Annotated in this window: 18 protein-coding genes; 12 read left to right on the top strand and 6 right to left on the bottom strand. The window is 59.4% G+C overall.

What is annotated here, in order from left to right:
• Positions 1-37 precede the first annotated feature (37 nt).
• From EOI86_RS03515 to EOI86_RS03475, 9 genes are all read left to right on the top strand, one after another.
• Positions 38-928, top strand: a complete 891-nt coding sequence (locus tag EOI86_RS03515) for an ROK family protein (RefSeq protein WP_127763741.1) — start codon at positions 38-40, stop codon at positions 926-928.
• Between the two features lie 16 nt (positions 929-944).
• Entirely contained in the window at positions 945-2,291 is a 1,347-nt protein-coding gene (locus EOI86_RS03510) for a DNA polymerase IV (RefSeq protein ID WP_127763740.1), read from the top strand.
• Positions 2,288-3,253: a DMT family transporter gene (locus tag EOI86_RS03505; RefSeq protein WP_205032041.1), complete on the top strand. Its 966-nt coding sequence runs from the start codon at positions 2,288-2,290 to the stop codon at positions 3,251-3,253. Before EOI86_RS03510 ends, EOI86_RS03505 begins: the two co-directional genes overlap by 4 nt.
• A 62-nt stretch (positions 3,254-3,315) precedes the next feature.
• Positions 3,316-4,251: a DMT family transporter gene (locus EOI86_RS03500; protein ID WP_205032040.1), complete on the top strand. Its 936-nt coding sequence runs from the start codon at positions 3,316-3,318 to the stop codon at positions 4,249-4,251.
• Between the two features lie 137 nt (positions 4,252-4,388).
• Positions 4,389-6,422, top strand: a complete 2,034-nt coding sequence (locus EOI86_RS03495) for an ATP-binding protein (RefSeq protein ID WP_127763739.1) — start codon at positions 4,389-4,391, stop codon at positions 6,420-6,422.
• Between the two features lie 150 nt (positions 6,423-6,572).
• Positions 6,573-7,538: a 2-hydroxyacid dehydrogenase gene (locus tag EOI86_RS03490; protein ID WP_240035564.1), complete on the top strand. Its 966-nt coding sequence runs from the start codon at positions 6,573-6,575 to the stop codon at positions 7,536-7,538.
• A 47-nt stretch (positions 7,539-7,585) separates the two neighbouring features.
• On the top strand, positions 7,586-8,275 hold the full coding sequence (locus EOI86_RS03485; protein WP_127763737.1) for an SDR family NAD(P)-dependent oxidoreductase: 690 nt from the start codon (positions 7,586-7,588) through the stop codon (positions 8,273-8,275).
• Between the two features lie 43 nt (positions 8,276-8,318).
• The gene (locus EOI86_RS03480) at positions 8,319-8,639 is read left to right on the top strand and encodes a hypothetical protein (RefSeq protein ID WP_127763736.1); all 321 of its coding nucleotides are present in this window, start codon (positions 8,319-8,321) and stop codon (positions 8,637-8,639) included.
• A 223-nt stretch (positions 8,640-8,862) separates the two neighbouring features.
• The gene (locus EOI86_RS03475; RefSeq protein ID WP_127763735.1) at positions 8,863-10,674 is read left to right on the top strand and encodes a hypothetical protein; all 1,812 of its coding nucleotides are present in this window, start codon (positions 8,863-8,865) and stop codon (positions 10,672-10,674) included.
• An 836-nt stretch (positions 10,675-11,510) separates the two neighbouring features.
• On the opposite strand, the gene EOI86_RS03470 is transcribed toward EOI86_RS03475, so the two are convergent.
• From EOI86_RS03470 to EOI86_RS03460, 3 genes are all read right to left on the bottom strand, one after another.
• Positions 11,511-12,047, bottom strand: coding sequence for a hypothetical protein (locus tag EOI86_RS03470; RefSeq protein WP_127763734.1), 537 nt, complete (start codon positions 12,045-12,047; stop codon positions 11,511-11,513).
• Between the two features lie 31 nt (positions 12,048-12,078).
• Positions 12,079-12,465: a VOC family protein gene (locus tag EOI86_RS03465; RefSeq protein ID WP_127763733.1), complete on the bottom strand. Its 387-nt coding sequence runs from the start codon at positions 12,463-12,465 to the stop codon at positions 12,079-12,081.
• A gap of 63 nt (positions 12,466-12,528) precedes the next feature.
• Positions 12,529-13,239 (bottom strand): DUF4336 domain-containing protein, encoded by a 711-nt coding sequence (locus EOI86_RS03460; protein ID WP_127763732.1) that lies wholly within the window; start codon positions 13,237-13,239, stop codon positions 12,529-12,531.
• Positions 13,240-13,541: 302 nt separating this feature from the next.
• Here EOI86_RS03460 and EOI86_RS03455 point away from each other — a divergent pair, with 302 nt between their 5' ends.
• Positions 13,542-14,654, top strand: a complete 1,113-nt coding sequence (locus tag EOI86_RS03455) for a GGDEF domain-containing protein (protein WP_127763731.1) — start codon at positions 13,542-13,544, stop codon at positions 14,652-14,654.
• A 58-nt stretch (positions 14,655-14,712) separates the two neighbouring features.
• Here the strand turns inward: EOI86_RS03455 and EOI86_RS03450 are convergent, their stop codons facing one another.
• From EOI86_RS03450 to EOI86_RS03440, 3 genes are all read right to left on the bottom strand, one after another.
• Positions 14,713-15,660, bottom strand: coding sequence for a DMT family transporter (locus EOI86_RS03450; protein WP_161973671.1), 948 nt, complete (start codon positions 15,658-15,660; stop codon positions 14,713-14,715).
• 253 nt (positions 15,661-15,913) lie between these two features.
• Positions 15,914-17,200, bottom strand: a complete 1,287-nt coding sequence (locus EOI86_RS03445; RefSeq protein ID WP_127763729.1) for a GGDEF domain-containing protein — start codon at positions 17,198-17,200, stop codon at positions 15,914-15,916.
• A 282-nt stretch (positions 17,201-17,482) separates the two neighbouring features.
• A complete protein-coding gene (locus EOI86_RS03440) occupies positions 17,483-17,647 on the bottom strand; it encodes a YdcH family protein (RefSeq protein WP_127763728.1) in 165 nt (54 codons plus the stop codon).
• Between the two features lie 491 nt (positions 17,648-18,138).
• On the opposite strand from EOI86_RS03440, the gene EOI86_RS03435 reads away from it, so the two are divergent.
• Together EOI86_RS03435 and pyk are read left to right on the top strand one after the other, a co-directional pair.
• Positions 18,139-18,717, top strand: a complete 579-nt coding sequence (locus EOI86_RS03435; protein ID WP_127763727.1) for a UbiX family flavin prenyltransferase — start codon at positions 18,139-18,141, stop codon at positions 18,715-18,717.
• A 177-nt stretch (positions 18,718-18,894) separates the two neighbouring features.
• Entirely contained in the window at positions 18,895-20,319 is a 1,425-nt protein-coding gene (gene pyk / locus EOI86_RS03430) for a pyruvate kinase (protein WP_127763726.1), read from the top strand.
• Positions 20,320-20,344 lie beyond the last annotated feature (25 nt).

Here is a 20,344-nt window from a genome sequence, read left to right as displayed (position 1 = left end):
TTTAGAAGTCAGTGGATCAATCAATGCGGATTGGAAAATGAGGATCGGGATAGACCTGGGTGGAACGAAAATCGAGGGGATCGCGCTCGACAGCGGCGGTGAGATCATCGCCAGGCGACGCATAGAAGCGCCGCAAGGGCGGTATCAGGACACCCTCGACGCGATAAAGAGCGTGGTCCGGACCCTTGAGATTGAAGCCGGGGGACAGGCCCCTGTCGGGGTCGGCATGCCGGGCACGGTTTCCCGCGATACCGGCTTGGTCAAGAACGCGAACTCGGTCTGGTTGATCGGAAATCCCATCGATCGCGACCTGGAAAAGGTATTGGACAGGCCGGTGCGCGTAACCAACGACGCCAATTGTTTCGCGCTTTCCGAATCGGTCGACGGCGCGGCGGCCGGATCAGCCATCGTTTTCGGGGTGATACTGGGGACGGGCGTCGGCGGTGGTCTCGTCGTCAATGGCGGATTGGTCGATGGGCCGAACGGCATCACCGGGGAATGGGGGCATAATCCCCTGCCCTGGCCGCGGGATGCGGAGCGCCCCGGCCCGACCTGCTATTGCGGCAAACAGGGCTGCATCGAAACCTTCCTGTCGGGTCCCGGCCTGTCGCGCGACCATTTTCACCATACCGGCACGCAGGTATCGGCCGATATCCTGGCCGGCGATTCGTCCGACGCGGCAGAGGAAACCTTTCGCAGATACGAAGATCGGCTGGCCCGGGCCTTGTCGCATATGATCAATATCGTCGATCCCGATGCCGTGGTACTGGGCGGCGGATTGTCGAATATAAAGCGGCTCTATACCAACATCCCCGTTTTGTTGAAGGATTGGGTGTTCTCGGACCAGGTAAACACACGCCTGCTGCCGCCGCGGCACGGCGATTCCAGCGGGGTGCGCGGCGCCGCCTGGCTCTGGCCGGAGGAATGACCCGGAGGAATTACCGATGCCGGACGGCGCGGAAAATCAGGCGGATATCCCACGACCCGACCCCGATTGTCTGTGCCGGGACTGTCTGCATGTCTGGACCGCTCCCGCCGCGCCACAAAACGAGGGTGAGGCTAGCGAGAGCGACAGGCGCGGCACGGTTCTGCTCTGCCCCGCCTGCCGCTCGCGCCGGACCATGCGTCACCCGGAATTGCATAGGCTGAGCATCGCCCATATCGATTGCGACGCCTTCTATGCCTCGGTGGAAAAGCGGGACAATCCGGAAATCCGCGACAAGCCGGTCATCGTCGGCGGCGGCCGGCGCGGCGTTGTCTCCGCGGCCTGTTATGTCGCGCGGATGTACGGCGTCCGTTCCGCGATGCCGATGTTCAAAGCGTTGCAGGCCTGTCCCGATGCCGTCGTGATCCGACCCAATATGGAGAAATATGCCGGCGTCGGCCGGGAAATCCGCCAGATGATGCGCGATGCAACCCCTTTGGTGCAGCCGCTTTCCATCGATGAAGCCTTCCTGGATCTGACCGGAACGGAGAGTCTGCACGGCGGCAGCCCGGCGCGGACCTTGGCCGGACTGGTACTTCGGATCGAGCGCGACGCTGGCGTCACCGCCTCCATCGGGCTCAGCTACAACAAATTCCTCGCCAAGGTCTCCAGCGACCTGGACAAACCGCGCGGATTCGCGGTGATCGGCGAGGCCGAGGCGGTTGATTTCCTGACTGAAAAACCGGTGAAGATGATCTGGGGAGTCGGCAAGGCGTTGGAGCGGAAACTGCACCAGGACGGCTTGTCGACCATCGGTCAGTTGCGGGAAATGCCGCTGAAAAACATGATACAGCGATATGGCTCCATGGGCGAAAGACTGTATCACTTTTCGCGCGGGATCGACGATCGGAAGGTAGACCCCACATCGGAGACCAAGAGCATCTCGAACGAGACCACTTTCGCCGAGGACCTTTCTGATTTTCACGAACTGGCGCACATCCTGTGGCCGCTTTGCGAGAGCGTCGCTCGGCGGCTGAAGAAGCACGAATATTCCGCCGGCAGCGTGCAGCTGAAATTGCGCACCGCCGATTTCAAGATTCTGACCCGCAGCCGAAAACTGTCCACGCCGACCCAACTTGCCGAAATTCTGTTCCGCCAGGGGCTGGAGCTTTTGGAGAAAGAGGCGGATGGTCGGCGATACCGATTGCTGGGGATCGGCGGGGCGGATCTGGGCCCGCCGGAAGACGCCGATGTCCCCGACCTGGCCGATCCCGACCGGGACAAGGCCGCCAAGCTGGAGCGAGTGATGGATGAGATCCGGGAGAAACTGGGCAGCGACGCCGTGATCAAGGGCCGCTCGCTTTGACCAAACCAGCGCAGGGCCTTGCCCCGACCCCATCGCAGGAAAATTTCCGCGGCGCGGCCTTCATGGCCATTTCGATGGCGGGATTCGTCTGCAACGACGCGGCGATCAAATGGATTTCAGGCGACCTGACCCTGTTCCAAATCCTGTTCCTGCGCGGGCTTTTCACCATTGTCCTGGTCGGCGGATTGGCACAGTTGCGGGGCGAACTGGCCTATCGGCCGAGCACCCGAGAGGTCAAGATCCTGGCCCTGCGGGTGATCGGCGAGGTCGGCGCGGCCTTCTGCTTCCTGACCGCCCTGTTCAGCATGCCGCTGGCCAATGCCTGGGCGATCATGCAGGCAATGCCCCTGACCGTCACCTTCGGCGCCGCCCTGTTTATGGGAGAACACGTGGGATGGCGGCGCTATAGCGCCATCCTTGTCGGCTTCCTGGGGGTGATGATCATCGTCCGCCCGGGCATGGAAGGGTTCAACAGTTTCGCACTTTGGGCGGTCGCGGCGGTCGGCATGGCAACGATCCGCGATCTGGCCACCCGAGGCCTGCCGCGCAAGGTCCCGTCGCTCTACATCACCCTGGCAACCGGTATTGCCATCACCCTCGTTTCCGGCCTGTGCCTGCCCTTCACCGAATGGCACCCGGTCGAGGCCGGACATCTGGGGTTCCTGGCCGGCGCCGCCTGCCTGCTGACCGTGGGGTATCTGTTCGGCGTCATGTCCATGCGCCAGGGAGAAATCGGCTTCGTCCAACCCTTCCGCTATACCATCGTGATCTGGTCGACCGGTGTCGGTTATCTTGTCTTTGGCGACCTGCCGGACTTCTGGACCATGGTCGGCACGGCCATCGTCGTCGGCATGGGGTTCTATACCTTCCACCGGGAGCGACTGCTTGCACGCCGCGAAAGACTTCTTGCGCCCGGGTCCACCCTGGCGCACCGTTCGGGTGAGGAAACGCCGCCCCGGTGATCATCCCCCTCCCCTGATTGCGGGGATGAACAGATAAGGGGCGCGGCAAAACGAGAAAAAACATGGCCGCAGAGCCCCAAAACCCAGCCGCGGAGCCGACACCCGCGGAGGAAAACTTCCGTGGCGCCCTTTTCATGTCCTTGAGCATGTTCGGCTTCGTCACCAATGACGCCACGACGAAATGGATTTCCGACGACCTGACCCTGTTCCAGATCGTCTTTCTGCGGGGTCTATTCACCATTCTGCTGATCGGCGGCTTCGCCTATTGGCGCGGCGCGCTGTCCTACCGGCCCGACCGCCGCGACGCGCGTATCCTTGCCCTTCGGCTGTTCGGCGAGGTCGGCGGCACCTTCTGCTTCCTCTCCGCCCTGTTCAACATGCCGCTGGCCAACGCATCGGCCATCCTGCAATCCATGCCCTTGGCGGTGACGCTGGGCGCGGCCCTGTTCCTGGGCGAGAGAGTCGGCTGGCGGCGCTATTCCGCGATTTTCATCGGTTTTCTGGGGGTGATGATCATCGTCCGTCCCGGCATGGAGGGCTTCAACGTCTATGCCCTATGGGCCGTGGCGGCCGTCGTTTTCGTGACCATCCGCGACCTGTCGACGCGCTGCCTGTCGCGCGGGGTGCCTTCACTGTTCGTCACGTTGACCACCGCCATCGGGGTCACCGTGCTGTCGGGCATCTGCCTGCCCTTCGGCGAATGGAAACCGGTCGAGAGTGACCATTTCCTGTTCCTGGGCGGCGCGGCCTGCCTGGTCTTCGTCGGCTATCTGTTCGGCATCATGGCGATGCGGCATGGCGAAATAGCCTTCGTCGCCCCCTTCCGCTACACCATTCTGGTTTGGGCGATCGGGCTGGGCTTCCTGGTTTTCGGCGACATTCCCGATCTTTGGACAATCGTCGGCAGTTCGATCGTCATCGGCATGGGCATCTACACCTTCTACCGCGAGCGGGTGCGTGCCTCCCGCCTATCCGCATTGGCCGCCCGCCGACCGTAGCATCTTGAATTTTTTCGAGCATCCGATCATCTTCCGACCGACTTCCCGTGCGCCGGGTTAAGCCTGTCTTAACAATATTTCCCTAATATTGCGTGATTAGCCCGCGTCCCCAGATATGACCCATCCCGGAGTATGCCTTGACCTGGCGCGCCCAACTTGCCCTCGTCGGCACCCTTTGCCTGACCGCCTTTGCCGGATTCGCCGGCCTTGGCTGGCTGCATATCATCGACAGCGAACGAGCGGCGAACCGCATCGAAACCGTCTTGCTGCCGGAAATAAGCGTGCTTGAGGAAATGCGGTCGGCGGCGCTTGCCGTCTTTGCCTCCACGAATGAAATCATCCTGATCCACATCACCAACAATTATATCGACCATCTCGAGCGCCATTCGGAAATGCCCGAGAACACATCGGCAGAAACCATGGCAACCGGCGCCAATGCCGAAGACGAAGACGGGAAAACCCTGGAGATTGAGCAAGTTGCAGATGGACGGAAGCAGTTCCTGAAAGCCTATCGCGACTTCGTCGACATCGTCGGCCCGGACCCCGTGGTCAAAGCGATCCAACGGGAATGGATCTATACCTGGATGGTCAGCCAGGACATCATCCAAAACATCGAAGACACGGTCGAAATGGCCGAGATCGAGATACTTCGAGAGACCCTCGAAGGCCGCGAAATCGCCATGATGGCCCTGCTGGGCGATGTCATTCGGCAGACAACGGCGGCCAATTACAAAAGTTTGGACGAAGCCACCGGCACGGTTCGGGAATCCGCCCATTACTTCAGCCTGGTTACCTTTGTCGGTCTTCTGACCTTGATCGGCTTCGCCCTGTTCACGGTCCGCTCGCTGCGCCGCCAGGAAGCCCTGCTGGACGATCTGCGCGCGGAATCGGAAAAAACCGCCAAGGCCCTGGAAGACGCCGAAACCGCCCGAAACGAGGCAATTCGCCTGAGCCAGACGAAAAGCGAATTCCTGGCCATGATGAGCCATGAAATCCGCACGCCGATGAACGGCGTGATCGGCATGCTGGAACTGTTGAAAGACACCAACCCGACCGCCGAGCAGGAAAACTACTTCGAAATCATCGACGCCTCCGCAACGGCCTTGCTGACCGTGATCAACGACATTCTGGACCTCACCCGAATCCAGGCCGGCCGGATCGAAATCAAACCGGAACCGGTTGATATCGGTAGCCTGGTCCATTCCGTCACCGACCTTGTCCGTGCGGCGGTGTTGAACAAAGGCATTACCCTGACTGTGGAGATCGACCCGGCAGTACCGCACCGCCCCCAGTTGGACCCGGTCCGCATGCGTCAGGTCCTCACCAATATCGTCGGAAATGCAGCCAAATTCACCTGCCAGGGCTCAATCGACGTGTCTGTCTGGTCGGCAAACTGCAAGACCATTGACGGCCCGGTACTATTCTTCGCGATCAAAGATACCGGCCCGGGGATCGAGCCGGACATGCTTCGGGAAATTTTTGACCCATTCACCCAGTCGGACAGTTCGTTGAGCCGGAAGCACGAGGGCACCGGCCTGGGGCTGAGCATCGCCAAGGGTTTGATCGACAGCATGCACGGACAGATTTCGGTAACGTCGACACCGGGTGTGGGGTCGACCTTCACACTCTTCGTGCCGCTGGTTTCCGACGCAACCCAAGCGCCCCCCGTCCCGCCCCTTGATACGCCGAATGGCGCGCCCGCACCGAAATCCAACACGCCGGGCATCGCCCCTGACCATGCAGCGACACCAGGAACGACCGAGCCGCCGAAACCGAAGGCCCATGTCAATGTGCTGGCCGTCGACGACAACCCGACCAACCTGCTGGTGGCGGAAAAGCTGGTCGCTTCAATGGGCTATAGTGTCGAGACCGCCGAAAGCGGCCAGGAAGCCCTGGACCTCGTCAAACAGACCAATTTCGACCTGATCCTGATGGATTTGCAGATGCCGGACATGGACGGGTTCCAGGCCATGGCCGCGATACGGCGCGAACTTGCGGATAGCACGCCATTCCGACCGATGCCGCCGGTCGTCGCCATGACAGCCCATGCCAGCCGGATCTTCGCCGAGGAATCCCGTGAACGTGGCATGGCCGACCACCTTTCCAAACCCTTGACCAAGTCGGTTTTAGCCTCTTGTCTTGACCGGTATCTGGGCACACCCAACCGATAGTCCAATCGTAAGGTTGATCTTCAGGGTGGGGCCGGTCCGGTTCTCCGCGCCGCGTCTTCCGGCTGAATGACGCGGTTTCAACACGACAAGAGACGGGCGGCATTCGTTTTGAAACGGCCGCCCCGACACGACTCAAGGAAGGAACCCAGCGTGAGCGGTAAGCCCAAACTTCTGGTAACACGCCTGACGCCCCCCAATGTGGAAGCGCGAATCGCCCGCGACTATGACGCCGTCACCAATCCGGATGACGTCATCTGGTCGACCGCCGAATTACTGAAAAAAGCGGAAGGCTGCGACGCCATTCTGTGTTCCCCCACCGAACCGATGCCGGCCGATGTGATCGACCGCCTGCCGGACAGCGTGAAGGCGCTGGCTACCTTTTCCGTCGGCTACGACCAAATCGACATTCCCGCCGCGACCAAGCGCGGCATCAAGGTCGGCAACACACCGGAAGTGTTGGACAACGCAACGGCGGATATCGCCATGCTCTGCCTGTTGGGCGCGGCGCGCATGGCGCATAACGCCACCACGGTGCTGCGAACCGGCCAGTGGAAACGCTGGGAACCGACCGGCCTGTTGGGTGTGCATGTGACCGGCAAACGCTTGGGCATCATGGGCATGGGGCGGATCGGCCGGGCGCTGGCGAAACGCGCGCGCGGGTTCGACATGGAAATCCATTATCACAACCGCAACCGGCTTGACCCCGACCTGGAACAAGGCGCCGTCTATCACGCCGACCCGGAAGAGATGCTGCCGCAATGCGATTTCATCAGCTTCAACTGCCCGCTGACCGACCAAACCCGGCATTTCCTGAACGCGGCGCGGATAGAGATGCTGCCGCAGGGCGCGGTAATGGTGAATACGGCGCGCGGGCCGGTCGTCGATGACAATGCGGTGATCGCGGCCCTGAAATCGGGCCGGATCGCGGCGGCGGGGCTGGACGTTTTCGAAGACGAACCCAATTTCAATCGGGCGTATCTGGACCTGCCCAACGCCTTCCTGCTGCCGCATATCGGTTCAGCCACGGTGGAGACGCGGGACGCCATGGGCAATCTGTGCCTGGACAATCTGGATGCGTTCTTCGCGGGCAAGCCGATGCCGGCGCCCGTGAATTAGGTGGTGAATTAGCAGACCGAAACGCTTTACCGGAGGGGGTAAGCCACATGGCCGAAAAAGCATTGATCGTGGGAACGGGTGCGGGATTATCCGCCAGCCTGGCGCGTCTTTTCAAATCTGAGGGAATGGAGGTGGCCATCGCCTCCCGCTCCCCCAAGAAGAACGCCGACCTGGCAGATGAACTGGGGGCCGCTAACTATCGCTGCGACGCGGCGGATATCGACAGCGTGGCCGACCTGTTCACCGCGGTCGAGGCCGATATGGGCGCGCCCGACATCGTGGTCTACAACCCCTCGGCCCGCGTGCGCGGCCCGGTCACGGAACTTGACCCCGTCGCGGTCAGGGACGCGGTGCTGGTCACCGCCTATGGCGCCTTCCTGGTGGCGCAGCAGGCAGCCAAGCGGATGGAAGCCAAGGGCAGCGGCACGCTGATGTTCACCGGCGCCAGCGCCGGCGTGAAGGGCTATCCCAATTCATCCTGTTTCGCGATCGGCAAGTTCGGCCTGCGCGGCCTTGCCCAATCCCTGGCGCGGGAGCTTCAACCGAAGAACATCCATGTCGCCCATTTTGTCATCGACGGCGGCATCGAAAGCGCCAACCGCCCCACCCCGGCGGACAACCCCGACAGCCTACTGAACCCCGACGCCATCGCGGAATCCTATCTGCATGTTCACCGGCAACACCGCAGCGCCTGGACCTGGGAAATTGAGTTGCGGCCTTGGGTGGAGAAGTTTTAGGAACACCGTTTCAAACGGCATTCACCAGATCAGGAGCACTGCGATGCGCCGGCTTGCCATGCTTGACGGAGCCACGCGGCAAGACCGCCATGCGGCAATCGAGGCCCTGAAAAACGCGGTCTCGGCCCAAGGCGGTTGGATCGAGCACCATACCTTCCTCTCCAACAAGGCCATGACGCTGAATTTCGTGATGGATGCGGAAAAGATCGACCCGCTCATCGCCGATTTGACCGAGACGGGCCTCACCGTGAGCCTGACCAACGCCCCATCGTCAAAACCCGGAGCGGAAACCCATTGCGTCCTCTCCCTCACCTTCCAACACAACGACCCCGACTTGCGGATTACTGTTCCCGCGGTGGGCTAGAGAGGTCGGAGACCCGTAAAACAAAAAGTAAGCTGTCACCGTAACTCGGAATCTCTGTACAGTCATCATGGGCGCCACCAAAATGTTGATTCTGAGTGAGTCCTTGGAAACCAACGTCTTTTACGACAATACGTGAGGTTAGAACTGCCCTTACAAACAACGAATAAGTGTGTATATTGCGAAGAACTCGACAAACGGTGAGCAAAGCGAATAAGAAACGGCCGTGTTATACCGAAGCACCAGCAACTGGAAGAACCCTGAAAATAATGCAGGCCTATTGTTCTTCGCTCAACGACTCGAAGAACTAACGTTTGAGTACACACTCGACAGCTATAAGGCCCCGACGACAAACGCACCGTTCTTGGTGAGTGAATGCATCGAGCAAATCGATAACTGCGAACAAAGTGGCATATCAAGCTCGTCCATTTCTCATATACTTGAGGAACTTAAGAGCAAACTCTTTCAGAACCCTGTAGTAAGTTCAATAGTCAGCCTTTCTGTGGAGAGCTATACAAAACTAGACAACGATGACCTACCTGAGTTGAGGCGAAGACTAGCCGTTCTTCAACGCGAGATTGCTCCCCAAATTTACGCACTTCGAACAATGGAAATGATTGCGGAGGACGTGGGGAACAACGAAAAATTTCACTTGAATTTCCTATCACGGGAACTGGCTACAACTCTAATAGGCCTCGGTGTCAGTCCCTTTCACATCAATCGAACGGTTCGGAAGGTCTTCTTTACAGCAGAGGCAAGTGTGGATGAAGAGACCATAATTGACACTTTCTTTAGAGAAGTTTTCCCACATCATCACAACTTCACAGTAGCTTTTAAGACAAACATGCCTGAGAGGGTACTACACGAAGATGTTTTGAAACGCTTAAGATTAAAGATTAAAAGTTCGACGGATGGCATCTTTACAACAGAAGCTATTCCTGAAGAGTTCTTAGGCCTTGAAGAGGCACAATCCTATGTTGTTGCCGAAAATGTTCGAGCTACTGACTCTTACAGCGCAGTTGAGCTTGCATTATCGAAAGTCGGGTCTCTTCACGATCTTTTTAGGCTATTCAATCACAAAGCTGGATTTGAAATAGATGAGCGAGGTTTGGCAGAACAAAAATGCTGTGCTGGAGAACTCCGTTTCGCGCCATCTCGTATTAATAGGATGCAGTTTATAAATGACAATCGACCAAAACAAGCAGGGCAAAAACTGAACAAATTTATGCAGGGACTTCTGCTACCACTCGGTTCAGACAAAAACAAATTCCTACGTGTAATCGATTTTCACGGAATGTGTCTCAACTCCGAAATTGTTGAGAACCAAATACTAAATCTTTGGACTTGCTTCGAAACAATAGTTCCTATGAACAGGCAAAGAACTACGATAGCCAACGTAGCCGGAAAAATCGCGCCCTTCGTCGGCTTGCTGTACGTAAGGCGGCTCTTTGAGTGCCTTACTTATGATCTGTTGCGATGGAATCGAAGAAAGCTAAGCAATATATTAAAAAATATAGAATTTCCTGATGATTACGAGTTAGTGGACAAAGTATTTTATCTAACGACGCAATCTACATGCGAACCACAATTGGAAAAATTGTTTAAGGAACTTGGACCATTCGAGCTGCTCCGCTTTCGTATGTTCCAACTCCGGCAATCTTTTGCCTCACCCAAGAAATCGATTGAAACGATCAAACAGCACCAACAAAGGGTAGAATGGCAGATACATCGTATCTATCGAACGAGAAATGCAATAATTCACTCTGGGAAAACACCGAAATTCACTAGCCTACTGGTCGCAAACGCTCACGACTACTTCGATCAAGTCTTCGAACTTTGCTGTGAACTATCGAGCGGCGATGGTGGGTTTCGAAATTTCACAGAATGTTTCGACTTTGTTGGAATAAGATTCCAACAATACCTCAAATGTGTAAATAGTTTGAACGACTGGTCAGACTCAAATGTTCAACTCGTACTGTGGCGTCCTAGAGAGGTTCCAACCAGAAAGTGGCTTTTCCCCAACGCACGCGACGACTGAATAGAAAATAGCAGATTTTTTTGTGTTTTCTTCAGACTCGCGGTCGGCTATTGAAGTTAGGGTGTAGGTTCACTTGATGGATCTATTTAAAGGTTGCGTCAGCGTATCATAGAGACAATTTATTCAATCCATCTGTGACAAGGTTGCATCACCGAAAATTCCCCTCATCCCTGAGCGAGCACAGGTTGCCGTCGGTGAAATTGGCGATGGTTCCCTGGGATAGCTGTAGAGATACGAAAACTGTCACCGAATTCACCGAATTGTCTGAAAGTTCGCTCTGATCAGTCCTGTGTTTGGTTTCGATTGGTGCGGAGCAGCCGTCGTAATTGCACGGCTTGGGAGCGTGTACTTTCAGAGGCGAGGCGGGGCACGTGATGGCGGGCGGTTGGGCTCCTGTCCCAGTTTGGGAGATTGCGTGTTATGGAACCCCAATCGGGCGCATTGTTTTCAGAGCACAAAGCATCCCATGTTGCGGTGCCCGGTTCGATTATTGCCGCAAGTTCGCCGCATGCTTTACGCACCAAGTCGCTCCAAACGGCCAGCTCTTGGTATAGACAACGCTCCCGCGCGAGATTTGGGTTTGCAGCGACACCAAGCTGTTCGCCCATGCATGTATAGTAGGGCACATCAAAGCACTGGTGCTCGGTTTCAGGAAAATCGAACAAGCAAGCTTGTAGCGCGCGTTTTTCGCGTTCTCCCGCGCCATCGGCCCAAGCAGGGGCTGGTAATGACGTGCTCAGCAAGAGCAAACAGGCTGATCCGATTCTTCGCCCATGACGCATCTGTTCAAAGCCCTTGTTTGTAAGACCGCGGAGACAGTTCACCCGGTTCGTCTCTCATTCTTTCTGAAGGACGGCAAAGACACGGATACTGCCCAATAATACAATGTCGTTGTGGGATTGAGTGACGATCGAAAGTGGGGGCCAACCCTGTTCGGGGCAATCGAGTTCCCGGCGAATGACGTCGTAGTTCCGGTCGTCCGGCGACGTCAGCCCCAACTGGGCCCAAGTTCCTCCGCCGGACCCGAAGGTCATCATATTGTCTTTCCAGACCTCCGCTACTGGATCGCCCAAGGCACAGGTCAGTCCGGATGGAAGCCGGACCGTCACATCTTCTATTTGAACGTTTTTCCCGAGCAGCGGCTCGACTTTTATCCAATGGTTTTCGCTCGTAATCCCCCCTGTGTTTACGATGGCCTTTGCGTGCCACGTGCCTGTTATCTGCTTGGTCTGGGCAAAAGAGGCGCTTGCGCCCCCAAAGACAAGAAGTGCGGTCGCCAGCACATTTATGGCGGCCCTGAGCACCGCGGTTCTTCCGACTGCCCGGGAAGGCAGTCCCGAAAACGCCGACAGAAGCGACTGTTCTTCAGCCATCGTATCCCCCCTAAAACTTGGACGGACGCCGTCAGCGAAAACTCCCCTCATCCCTGAGCGAGCAGAGGTTGCCGTCCGGATCGGTGAAGTCGGCGATGGTGCCCCAGGGATAGGTTTCGACCTGGATCGCCACGCCCTTTTGCCGGAGTTCCGCCGCCGTCGCTTCCACGTCCTCCACATTGAAGCGAAGTTTGGTCGGGTTCTGTTCGATTGTCTTGCTTTTGTTTTCAGGCTGTGGCGGTTCCGGTCCGCCGACCTCGATCATCAGATACGCGCCGCCGAAGTCACAGCAGGTGAGTGTCGAGCCGGGTTCGTCCTTTTCATACATCACCGGCAGGCCCAGCGTCTTCGTATAGAAATCGACGCAGGCTTCGTAGTTTTTCGTGAGCAGGATGAGCCCCAAACGCGTGAACTGCATTGTCAGTCTCCTCAAATTCGGGCGCTAAATCTGGGCGTTAAGACGGGTCGCCAACACCGGGCCTCACACCCACCTAAACGCTCGTTGCACATAGTCCCGCCCGTTGTCGCGTTGCCATTCCCCATGCGCCATGATGACGGCTTTCGGGTTCAGGTCCAGCATGCGGGCCTTGGCGCGTTTGAGGGGGGTTCGGTTCAGGAAGGAAAGACGCCATTCCAGCGGCGCATAGCCCTTGCCTTCGACAATGCCCCACAGGCCGGCAACCCACGCCTTCCATCGGCCCCATTCGGCTCTTAGGAAAGCCTTGCTGAAATTCTCCGACAGGTCGGCGAGGATCAGGGTGCGGGAGGGGCGGTGGAAGAACACGACCTCATCCATCGCGGTGGAGCCGGTGACGTGGATCTGCTCGATCTCACCCGCCCAATCCGGCGGGGCCGTGTCCGTCAGCGGCGGCTGGAAACTGATGTCTGAGCGTTTCGCGGCGGTCGAGGCCGGGCCCCAAATCTTGGCTTGGGGGTAGTCCCGCGCCCAGTCCTGAAGGTAGAGGTGGTGGATCTTGTTCGGGCTGACCAGATGGCGGACGGAGCCGAGCGCGTCCACCGCTTGCTTGAGGTCGGGTGAGAGCGCGATGGGCGACCAAACCCACAGGTCGCCATTCCCGAGGCGGACAACCACCGAGCGTGTCGGATAGGGAAAGCCATAGAAGGAAACGCAATCCCCTTCCGCGATCCAGATATCGGGTCCGAGTTCCTGCAATGCCTTTGCCGTTTCCATTGCCGCCTTCCTTGCCTTTTGCCGTTTTGCATTTTGCCGTTTTGACTTTTCGGGCCGCCTTCTCGCGTCCTTTAGAAGCGCCCGCCGGTCCACCCGGTGGCCCCGCAGAGATAAAAGCCGGGCGACCCGCGAATGCAATGCACCGCGATAACAGGACGCAGGGTCACACCTGTATATTAGCAAGTCGTTAGGGTTTTCGACCTATCCTGCGGGCTTGCCGCGTTCGGCGGGCCGCTGGGCGTTCCAAGTTGTCCCAAGACCGTTCGGCGATAGCCGCAACCAAGGACATCAGAGACAGCCGCATGGGCACCATTCAGGATCTGCAAAGACAGGCGACCGATGCCATCGCGCCCCAGTCGGGCGCATTGGATCAGCGGCTTCTTTGCTATGTCCTGTCGGCCGGCACCGTCCTTTGTGCCTTGATCGTCTGCCTGGCGCTGGTCAGCGGCTTTTTCCTTATCCCGACGCTGATCGCCCTTGCCGCCATGACGCATCTCGGTGGGTTGTTCATCTATTACCGCAGCCATCTCGGCAGTCGATGGCCGCTTTGGTCCTTCCTTATCGTCAATTCCGGCCTTCTGTTGCTGGATTTCCATTTGTCGGGGTGGCGGAACAGCATCGCCCTGCCCGCGATGATCGTCATGACCGGTTTTCTGCCGTTGATATCCTCACCCAAACAATTGCCGTTCACCCTGGCCAGCGCATTCGCCATGTTCGCAGCCATGTCCGTCATGGTCGGGCTGACGGAATTCGAGGCGCAAAGACAAGCCCAGATCAGGATATTCGAACATCTGCTTCTGGCCCTGGGCCTGACGGCCATAACCGCCGTCACCAAGGCGACCTATGACAAGGCGAGACGACAGGCGGAAACATTGGCGACCACGGATCCCTTGACCGGCATTCTGAACCGGCGCGCCTTCCTGGAAGCCGCTGAGGCGGTCCACCGCAACGCGTTCCGGGCCGGCACGGAATATTGCATCATCAGCCTCGATATCGATCACTTTAAACAGATCAACGATACCTTCGGCCATGCCGCCGGCGACACTGTCCTCATCGCGCTGTGCGATCTGGTTCAGAATTTAAAACGGGCCGTCGATGTCTGGGGCCGTGTCGGCGGCGAGGAATTCGCCCTTGCCGTCCCGGCGACGGGAAAAGAGGGCGGTCTGCATTTCGCGGAGAAAATCAGAACCGAAATTTGCCGAACCATCAAAATGCATGAAGGGTCCGACACCGCGGTCACGGTCAGCATCGGCGTCGCGACCGGCGGTCATGTGGAAGAGCCTATCGACGCGGTCATCGAACGGGCGGACCAAGCGCTATACAGCGCGAAGAACGGCGGCCGAAACAAGGTCGTGTTTCAGCCGCTCCGCACCGACCCGGCACACGGGGAGGTTCGCGTCGCCGCGGCGCAATAGCCCTACGGTGGGGAAGAGGGCACGGACCGCCCGGGATTTGGCCGGGCCGCCCCTGATGTCAAACCCGCAGCTTCGGGATCCGCACAACGCCCAGCGCCACCAGCATGCCCAGCGTGACCACCGCAAGGCCGGCGAATTGCAGCGGCGTCGGGAATTCCCCGGTCAGCGGGATGCCGACAACGATGGCAGTGACCGGGACCAGCGCCGGGAAGATCGCCGCGCGGCCGGCGCCCAGCAATTGCACGGCGCGGGTATAGCAGAGCATCGCCGCAACACCGGCCAGCGCACCTTGGACCAAGACCTGGGCCAGCAGATATTCCCACGGCAGGGCCGCGAATTTGGATAGACCGACAATCACCAGATAGGCCGGCACGATCACCGCGCAGGACAGGACCGAAACGGCGGCGGTCGCGGCGACCGGGCTGACGCCCCAGCGCTTGCCGAGCACGGTGAAAAACGCCCAGAGCAGACCGGCGGCGGCGAACATGGCATCCCCGATCGGCGTTTCCAGCGAGGCCTGGAACAATCCCTGCCCCGAAACAACCGCCAGCCCGACCACGACGACGGCAAGGCCCAGCGTGCGGGCGGGGCCGACGCGTTCCCCGAACATCAACACCGCAAGCGCCGCCGTCGCGACCATCGAGGTCGAAGGCTGGATCACCGCGCCATGGGCCAGCGGCGCAAAGAAATAACCGGCGACGGTGAGCAGCACGAAGACCGGCCCGGCCGACATCGCCAAGGCAATGCCCCGTCCCCACCCCACACCGCCAAGGGATAGGGGTTTGTTGAACAGCAGCCAGGGCAGCATCAGCGCGCCGCAAACCGCGAAACGGATGAAGGCGACGTCGTAGCCGTCGAGCCCCAGGGAAACGCCCGCGCGCGACATCGCCAGATAGCCGCCCCAGAACAGGGCCGCGCTGCAACCCAGCACAATGCCGAGCGGGCTGAGGCGGTCTTCGTGCGGCGATAACCCGCCGACCGGCTTCGTGGTTGCGTCAGACCGCATGGGGATGGGCTTCCTTGAATGGCGCGCGCCGGACGGGACCGCCGCAGTGTATCGGGATTGCGATGCCGCCACCGGCCCCGGCCGGATGCTGCATTGCACACTGTCGGTATATATCCCGGCGGGCATGGGCGGCAACTGGCCGCGCGGCGGATCACGATAAACTGTCTTGCCGGTCATCAATACGAACAAACCGGCCAAACCAAATGATCCGGACCAACTACTCCGCCTCTGGGGGGGGCGGCCCCAGATGCGCCTAGGCGGCCAGTTCGAAATCGTTCTTGCCGGCTTTCTTGACGCTGTACATCGATTTGTCCGCGGCCTGCAGCAAGCTCTCCATATCCTCGCCATGGCGGGGATAAAGCGCGATGCCGATGCTGGCGCTGACCGAAGCCTCGGCGCCGTTCTGCAGCGCAATAGGCCGCGACAGGGCGTCGATCAGCTTGCGCGCCAGGGTTTCGATATCCGCTTCCGAGGTCACGCCGGTTTGCAGCAGGACGAACTCGTCGCCGCCGATCCGCGCCACGACGTCGGATCCCCGCAGCACGCCTTCCAGGCGCCGGGCGGTTTCCCGCAGCACCTGGTCGCCGGCGTCATGCCCGTGGGTGTCGTTCACCCCCTTGAACCCGTCCAGGTCGATGAACATGACGGCCAATTCCTCGTCGGAACGGGCCGCCAGGTTCATAAGGCTGGCGCTGATATCCTGGAACAAGTGCAGGCTGGGAAGACCGGTCAGCGTGTCGTAGAAGGCGATCGCCCGCATTTCCTCCTTCAACTGCTCCTCTGACTTCAAGGCCGCCAGCAGATCGGTAACGTCGTATTCGGCGACCAGAAGCAGGAAATCGCCGGTCAACGGATGCCGGGTCTCACGAATGTCCAGGGTGTGGTCGCGCAGGCCCGCCCCGGTCCGCATCCGGTGGGTCCAGCGCCCGCCCTTCTGCGCCTTGGCAAGGTCAAGGCACGCCTCCCCTTCCACCATATCGTCGAACCGCGCGGCGAAAGGGGTGATCCCGTTCAGGTCCAGACCGGTCGGCACCTGTCTATAGGCTTCCGTCGCGGCGGGGTTTTCGATAACGACCTCGCCATCCATCGTGAAGCAGGTCACCAGCACGCGCGTATAGCGCGCCGCTTCCACCAACAGCAGGTTTTCCGGCGTTTCGCCCAAATTCACCTCTTCGTTGATATAGGCGATGATCGCGCGATGCCGGTCCGGCCCGACAGTGACGGCCCGGTGCATCATCATCAACGTCTTCGGCTTTCCCTGCGGATAGGTTGTCCAGGGGTCGATGGTCAGCCCCTGTCGAACCGCCAGGTCGAAGGTCTGTTTCATCCGGTGGCGCGCGCCCTGGGTGTCGCCTGACAGATCCTTGTTGATCAGCTGCTCCAGCTTTTCCAGGCTCCAGAAATCGAGCGCCGGCTTGTTGCCCCACCACCAGCCGTGCTTGTCCAGATCGAAGATCCAAACCACGTTGGGAATCAATTCATAGAGCCGCAATTCATCGTGGCTCTCGATATGAATCAATTGGCTGTAATCGGTGTCCATAAGTCTGGATCCGTCACTCTTGAAGTCGGATTGCGATCATACGCGCGGCGACAAAATCCTGCCGCAGCGTACCGGGATAAATGGAACCGCTCTAATACCACGGCTCGGCCCCTCTATGCCTGAAAGTAGGTTAACAAACCGTCAAATCCCGGCCCAAAAAATGCAGCGCCGCCCTAAGAGAACGGGAAGAAAGTCGCGCAACAGCGGAAACAAAAAGGGCGCTGCCCTTTCCCTGGTACAGGGGGTTGGGCGCGCCCTTCGGAATAGCTGAGAAATCCGCGGTTAGTGTCTAAGCCGCTCTATTTCATCCTTAACATGGAGCTTCTCTCGTTTAAGGGTATGGACGAGAGCGTCATCGGGCATCGGTCGGTTATTTTCCTGCTCCAGCTTCGTTTCGAGGACTGAGTGCTTCTCTTTCAATGCTTCGATGTGCGCTTCCAGGCTCATGGGTATGCTCCTTCGCTTCCCGTTGGTTGGCGAAACGGGTCGGACCCACATGTCCGAGGGCGAAAAACCGGCCCTATAGGCGGCGCGGTCGGGTTGGAGTCTCGTTTCCGTGCCGCGCCGGGTGCCCCCTTCGCCTTCCGGCGGATGCCGTCGGGCTGCTCTGGGCACAGCCAGGGGATCGCCCCCGTGCAGAAGTCACTGCAGACCGTGTGTCCGGTCCGTTCTCAAGCGGGGCAATCCTGCTGCGTTGCGCAGTGTCCGGTTACAAAGCATCGTGTCGCACAATGCCGTGTCACACAGCGGCCAGTCAGACGACCGTAAGTCGGCTGCCGGTACATCCAGCACCCCGCCGGTCCACCTGTTCGCGGATTTCGTATCCACTTCCGGACCGTCCGGGATTTGTGCCAGAAATTTCACCACCGGCACCGTTACGGCGGATTTCCCCGCCCGTATGTATATGGTATCGCATTGAGCATAGAAGTCGAGGGATCATGTCGGAAAATAGAAAAAGAATTATCGTCGGCCTTAGCGGCGCATCAGGTGCGGTATATGGCATCAAGATATTGGAATCCTTGCGTGAATTGGGTGTCGAATCGCATCTGATCATCTCCAAGGCCGCAGAGATGACCCTGGCCTACGAAACCGAGTTTACCGCCAAGGATCTGCGCGCGATGGCCGACAAATCCTACCCGATCGGGGATGTCGGCGCCGCCTGTTCCAGCGGCAGTTTCAAAACCGACGGCATGATCGTCGCCCCCTGTTCGATGAAGTCCCTGGCGGAGATCGCCACCGGCGTCACATCGAGCCTGCTGACGCGGGCCGCCGACGTGGTTTTGAAGGAGCGCCGACGCCTGGTATTGATGGTTCGAGAGACGCCGCTGACCAATGTTCACCTGCGCAATATGCTGACCGTAAGCGAGATGGGCGGTATCATCGCCCCCCCGGTGCCGGGCTTCTACACCAAGCCGGAAAGCATCGACGACCTTGTCGAGCATTCGGTCGGCCGGGTTTTAGACCTGTTCGGGCTGGAGACGGGCCGGGTCACCCGCTGGCGGGATACGGGCGTCTGAGGGGGCCGCGGTCATTTCCCGGAAGATCAAATGATCTGACAGGTTCCATTCCGCCCCCAAAGCACGGTACATCTGTATTCCAAAGATATTCAAAACGCGCGGCGCACATCCCCCGGGAAAACCAACCGGCGGAAACCGAAGCGGACAGCGCGGGCAAAGTCACCATGAGAGGCAGACATGAAGCGCAATCACCGTACTAAGATCGTCGCTACGCTGGGACCGGCGAGCAGCACGGAAGAACAGATCGAATCCCTGTTCATGGCCGGTGTCGATGTCTTCCGCATGAACTTCTCGCATGGGGAGCCGGAGGAACACCGGGCCCGCCACGATGCGATCCGCAATGTGGAAAAGCGCACCGGCCGCCCCATCGGCATCATGATGGATCTGCAAGGGCCGAAACTGCGGGTGGGCAAGTTCGCCAACGGCCCGATCGACTTGAAGGAAGGCGCCGCCTTCCGCCTGGACCTGGACAAGACATTGGGCGATGAAAGCCGCGCGCCCCTGCCCCATCCCGAGATTTTCGCCGCGTTGGAACCCGGCACCGATCTGCTGCTGGATGACGGACGGGTCTGCCTGCGCGTCAAATCATGCGGGCCGGACCATGCGGATACCGAAGTCGTCGTCGGCGGCCCCCTGTCGGAACGCAAGGGCGTCAACGTGCCCGGCGTCGTCCTGCCGCTGTCGGCCCTGACGGAAAAAGATCGCAAGGATATGGAATTCGGTCTCAGCCTTGGGGTCGACTGGTGCGCGCTTTCCTTTGTGCAGCGCCCTGAAGACATCGTCGAGGCGCGCGATCTGGTAAAGGGCCGCGCGGGCATCCTCGCCAAGCTCGAAAAACCCTCGGCCGTTCAACGGCTGGAGGAAATCGTCGAATTGACCGACGCGGTGATGGTCGCCCGCGGCGATTTGGGCGTGGAAATGCCTGCCGAAGACGTTCCGGTGCAGCAGCGCCGCATCATCACTGCCTGCCGCGCGGCGGGAAAACCGGTCGTGGTCGCCACCCAGATGTTGGATTCCATGATGGAACGTCCGGTGCCGACCCGCGCCGAAGCCTCCGATGTCGCCACCGCCGTCTATGAAGGCGCGGATGCGGTGATGCTGTCTGGCGAAACGGCTGCCGGCGACTATCCGCTTGAATCCGTGAAAATGATGAACCGGATCATCGAGCGCGTGCAGAAGGAGGATCTGTTCTGGACCGGCCTGACGAACCAGCGTCATCCGCCGGAAGACACCACGCCGGACGCGATCAGCGCGGCGGTGCGGATCGCCGCCGACACAATCGATCCGGCTGCCATCGTCACCTATACGACGTCAGGCTCGACCAGTTTTCGGATGGCGCGTGAACGCCCGCGGCAACCGATCATCTGCCTGACCCCACGGGAGAGCACGGCACGGCGGCAATGTATCGTCTGGGGCGTGCATGCCTGCCGGACACCGGACGCGCATAGTCTGGACGACATGGTCGATATCGCGACCCATCAGGCACGGATCGACGGGTTCGCCGATCCCGGCGACCGGGTTATCATCACCGCAGGCGTCCCCTTCGGCACGCCGGGCAAGACGAACCTGCTGCGCATCGCGCGCGTCGGTGTTCAGGATTAGATGGGCCAGAATTAGATGGGCCAGA

It is taken from the genome of Hwanghaeella grinnelliae (genome assembly GCF_004005845.1).
GTDB lineage: Bacteria > Pseudomonadota > Alphaproteobacteria > UBA8366 > Aestuariispiraceae > Hwanghaeella > Hwanghaeella grinnelliae.
The sequence above is the reverse complement of the archived record's forward strand: the minus strand, read 5'-3'. Positions and strand labels throughout refer to the sequence as shown.

Bases quoted from the DNA above. Each gene is read 5' to 3' on its own strand.
- EOI86_RS03440 (WP_127763728.1), bottom strand. From the start codon at position 17,647: ATGAGCCTGGAAGCGCACATCGAAGCATTGAAAGAGAAGCACTCAGTC.
- EOI86_RS03485 (WP_127763737.1), top strand. From the start codon at position 7,586: ATGGCCGAAAAAGCATTGATCGTGGGAACGGGTGCGGGATTATCCGCC.
- EOI86_RS03465 (WP_127763733.1), bottom strand. From the start codon at position 12,465: ATGCAGTTCACGCGTTTGGGGCTCATCCTGCTCACGAAAAACTACGAA.
- pyk (WP_127763726.1), top strand. From the start codon at position 18,895: ATGAAGCGCAATCACCGTACTAAGATCGTCGCTACGCTGGGACCGGCG.
- EOI86_RS03470 (WP_127763734.1), bottom strand. From the start codon at position 12,047: ATGGCTGAAGAACAGTCGCTTCTGTCGGCGTTTTCGGGACTGCCTTCC.
- EOI86_RS03455 (WP_127763731.1), top strand. From the start codon at position 13,542: ATGGGCACCATTCAGGATCTGCAAAGACAGGCGACCGATGCCATCGCG.
- EOI86_RS03460 (WP_127763732.1), bottom strand. From the start codon at position 13,239: ATGGAAACGGCAAAGGCATTGCAGGAACTCGGACCCGATATCTGGATC.
- EOI86_RS03445 (WP_127763729.1), bottom strand. From the start codon at position 17,200: ATGGACACCGATTACAGCCAATTGATTCATATCGAGAGCCACGATGAA.
- EOI86_RS03500 (WP_205032040.1), top strand. From the start codon at position 3,316: ATGGCCGCAGAGCCCCAAAACCCAGCCGCGGAGCCGACACCCGCGGAG.
- EOI86_RS03435 (WP_127763727.1), top strand. From the start codon at position 18,139: ATGTCGGAAAATAGAAAAAGAATTATCGTCGGCCTTAGCGGCGCATCA.
- EOI86_RS03450 (WP_161973671.1), bottom strand. From the start codon at position 15,660: ATGCGGTCTGACGCAACCACGAAGCCGGTCGGCGGGTTATCGCCGCAC.
- EOI86_RS03480 (WP_127763736.1), top strand. From the start codon at position 8,319: ATGCGCCGGCTTGCCATGCTTGACGGAGCCACGCGGCAAGACCGCCAT.
- EOI86_RS03510 (WP_127763740.1), top strand. From the start codon at position 945: ATGCCGGACGGCGCGGAAAATCAGGCGGATATCCCACGACCCGACCCC.
- EOI86_RS03515 (WP_127763741.1), top strand. From the start codon at position 38: ATGAGGATCGGGATAGACCTGGGTGGAACGAAAATCGAGGGGATCGCG.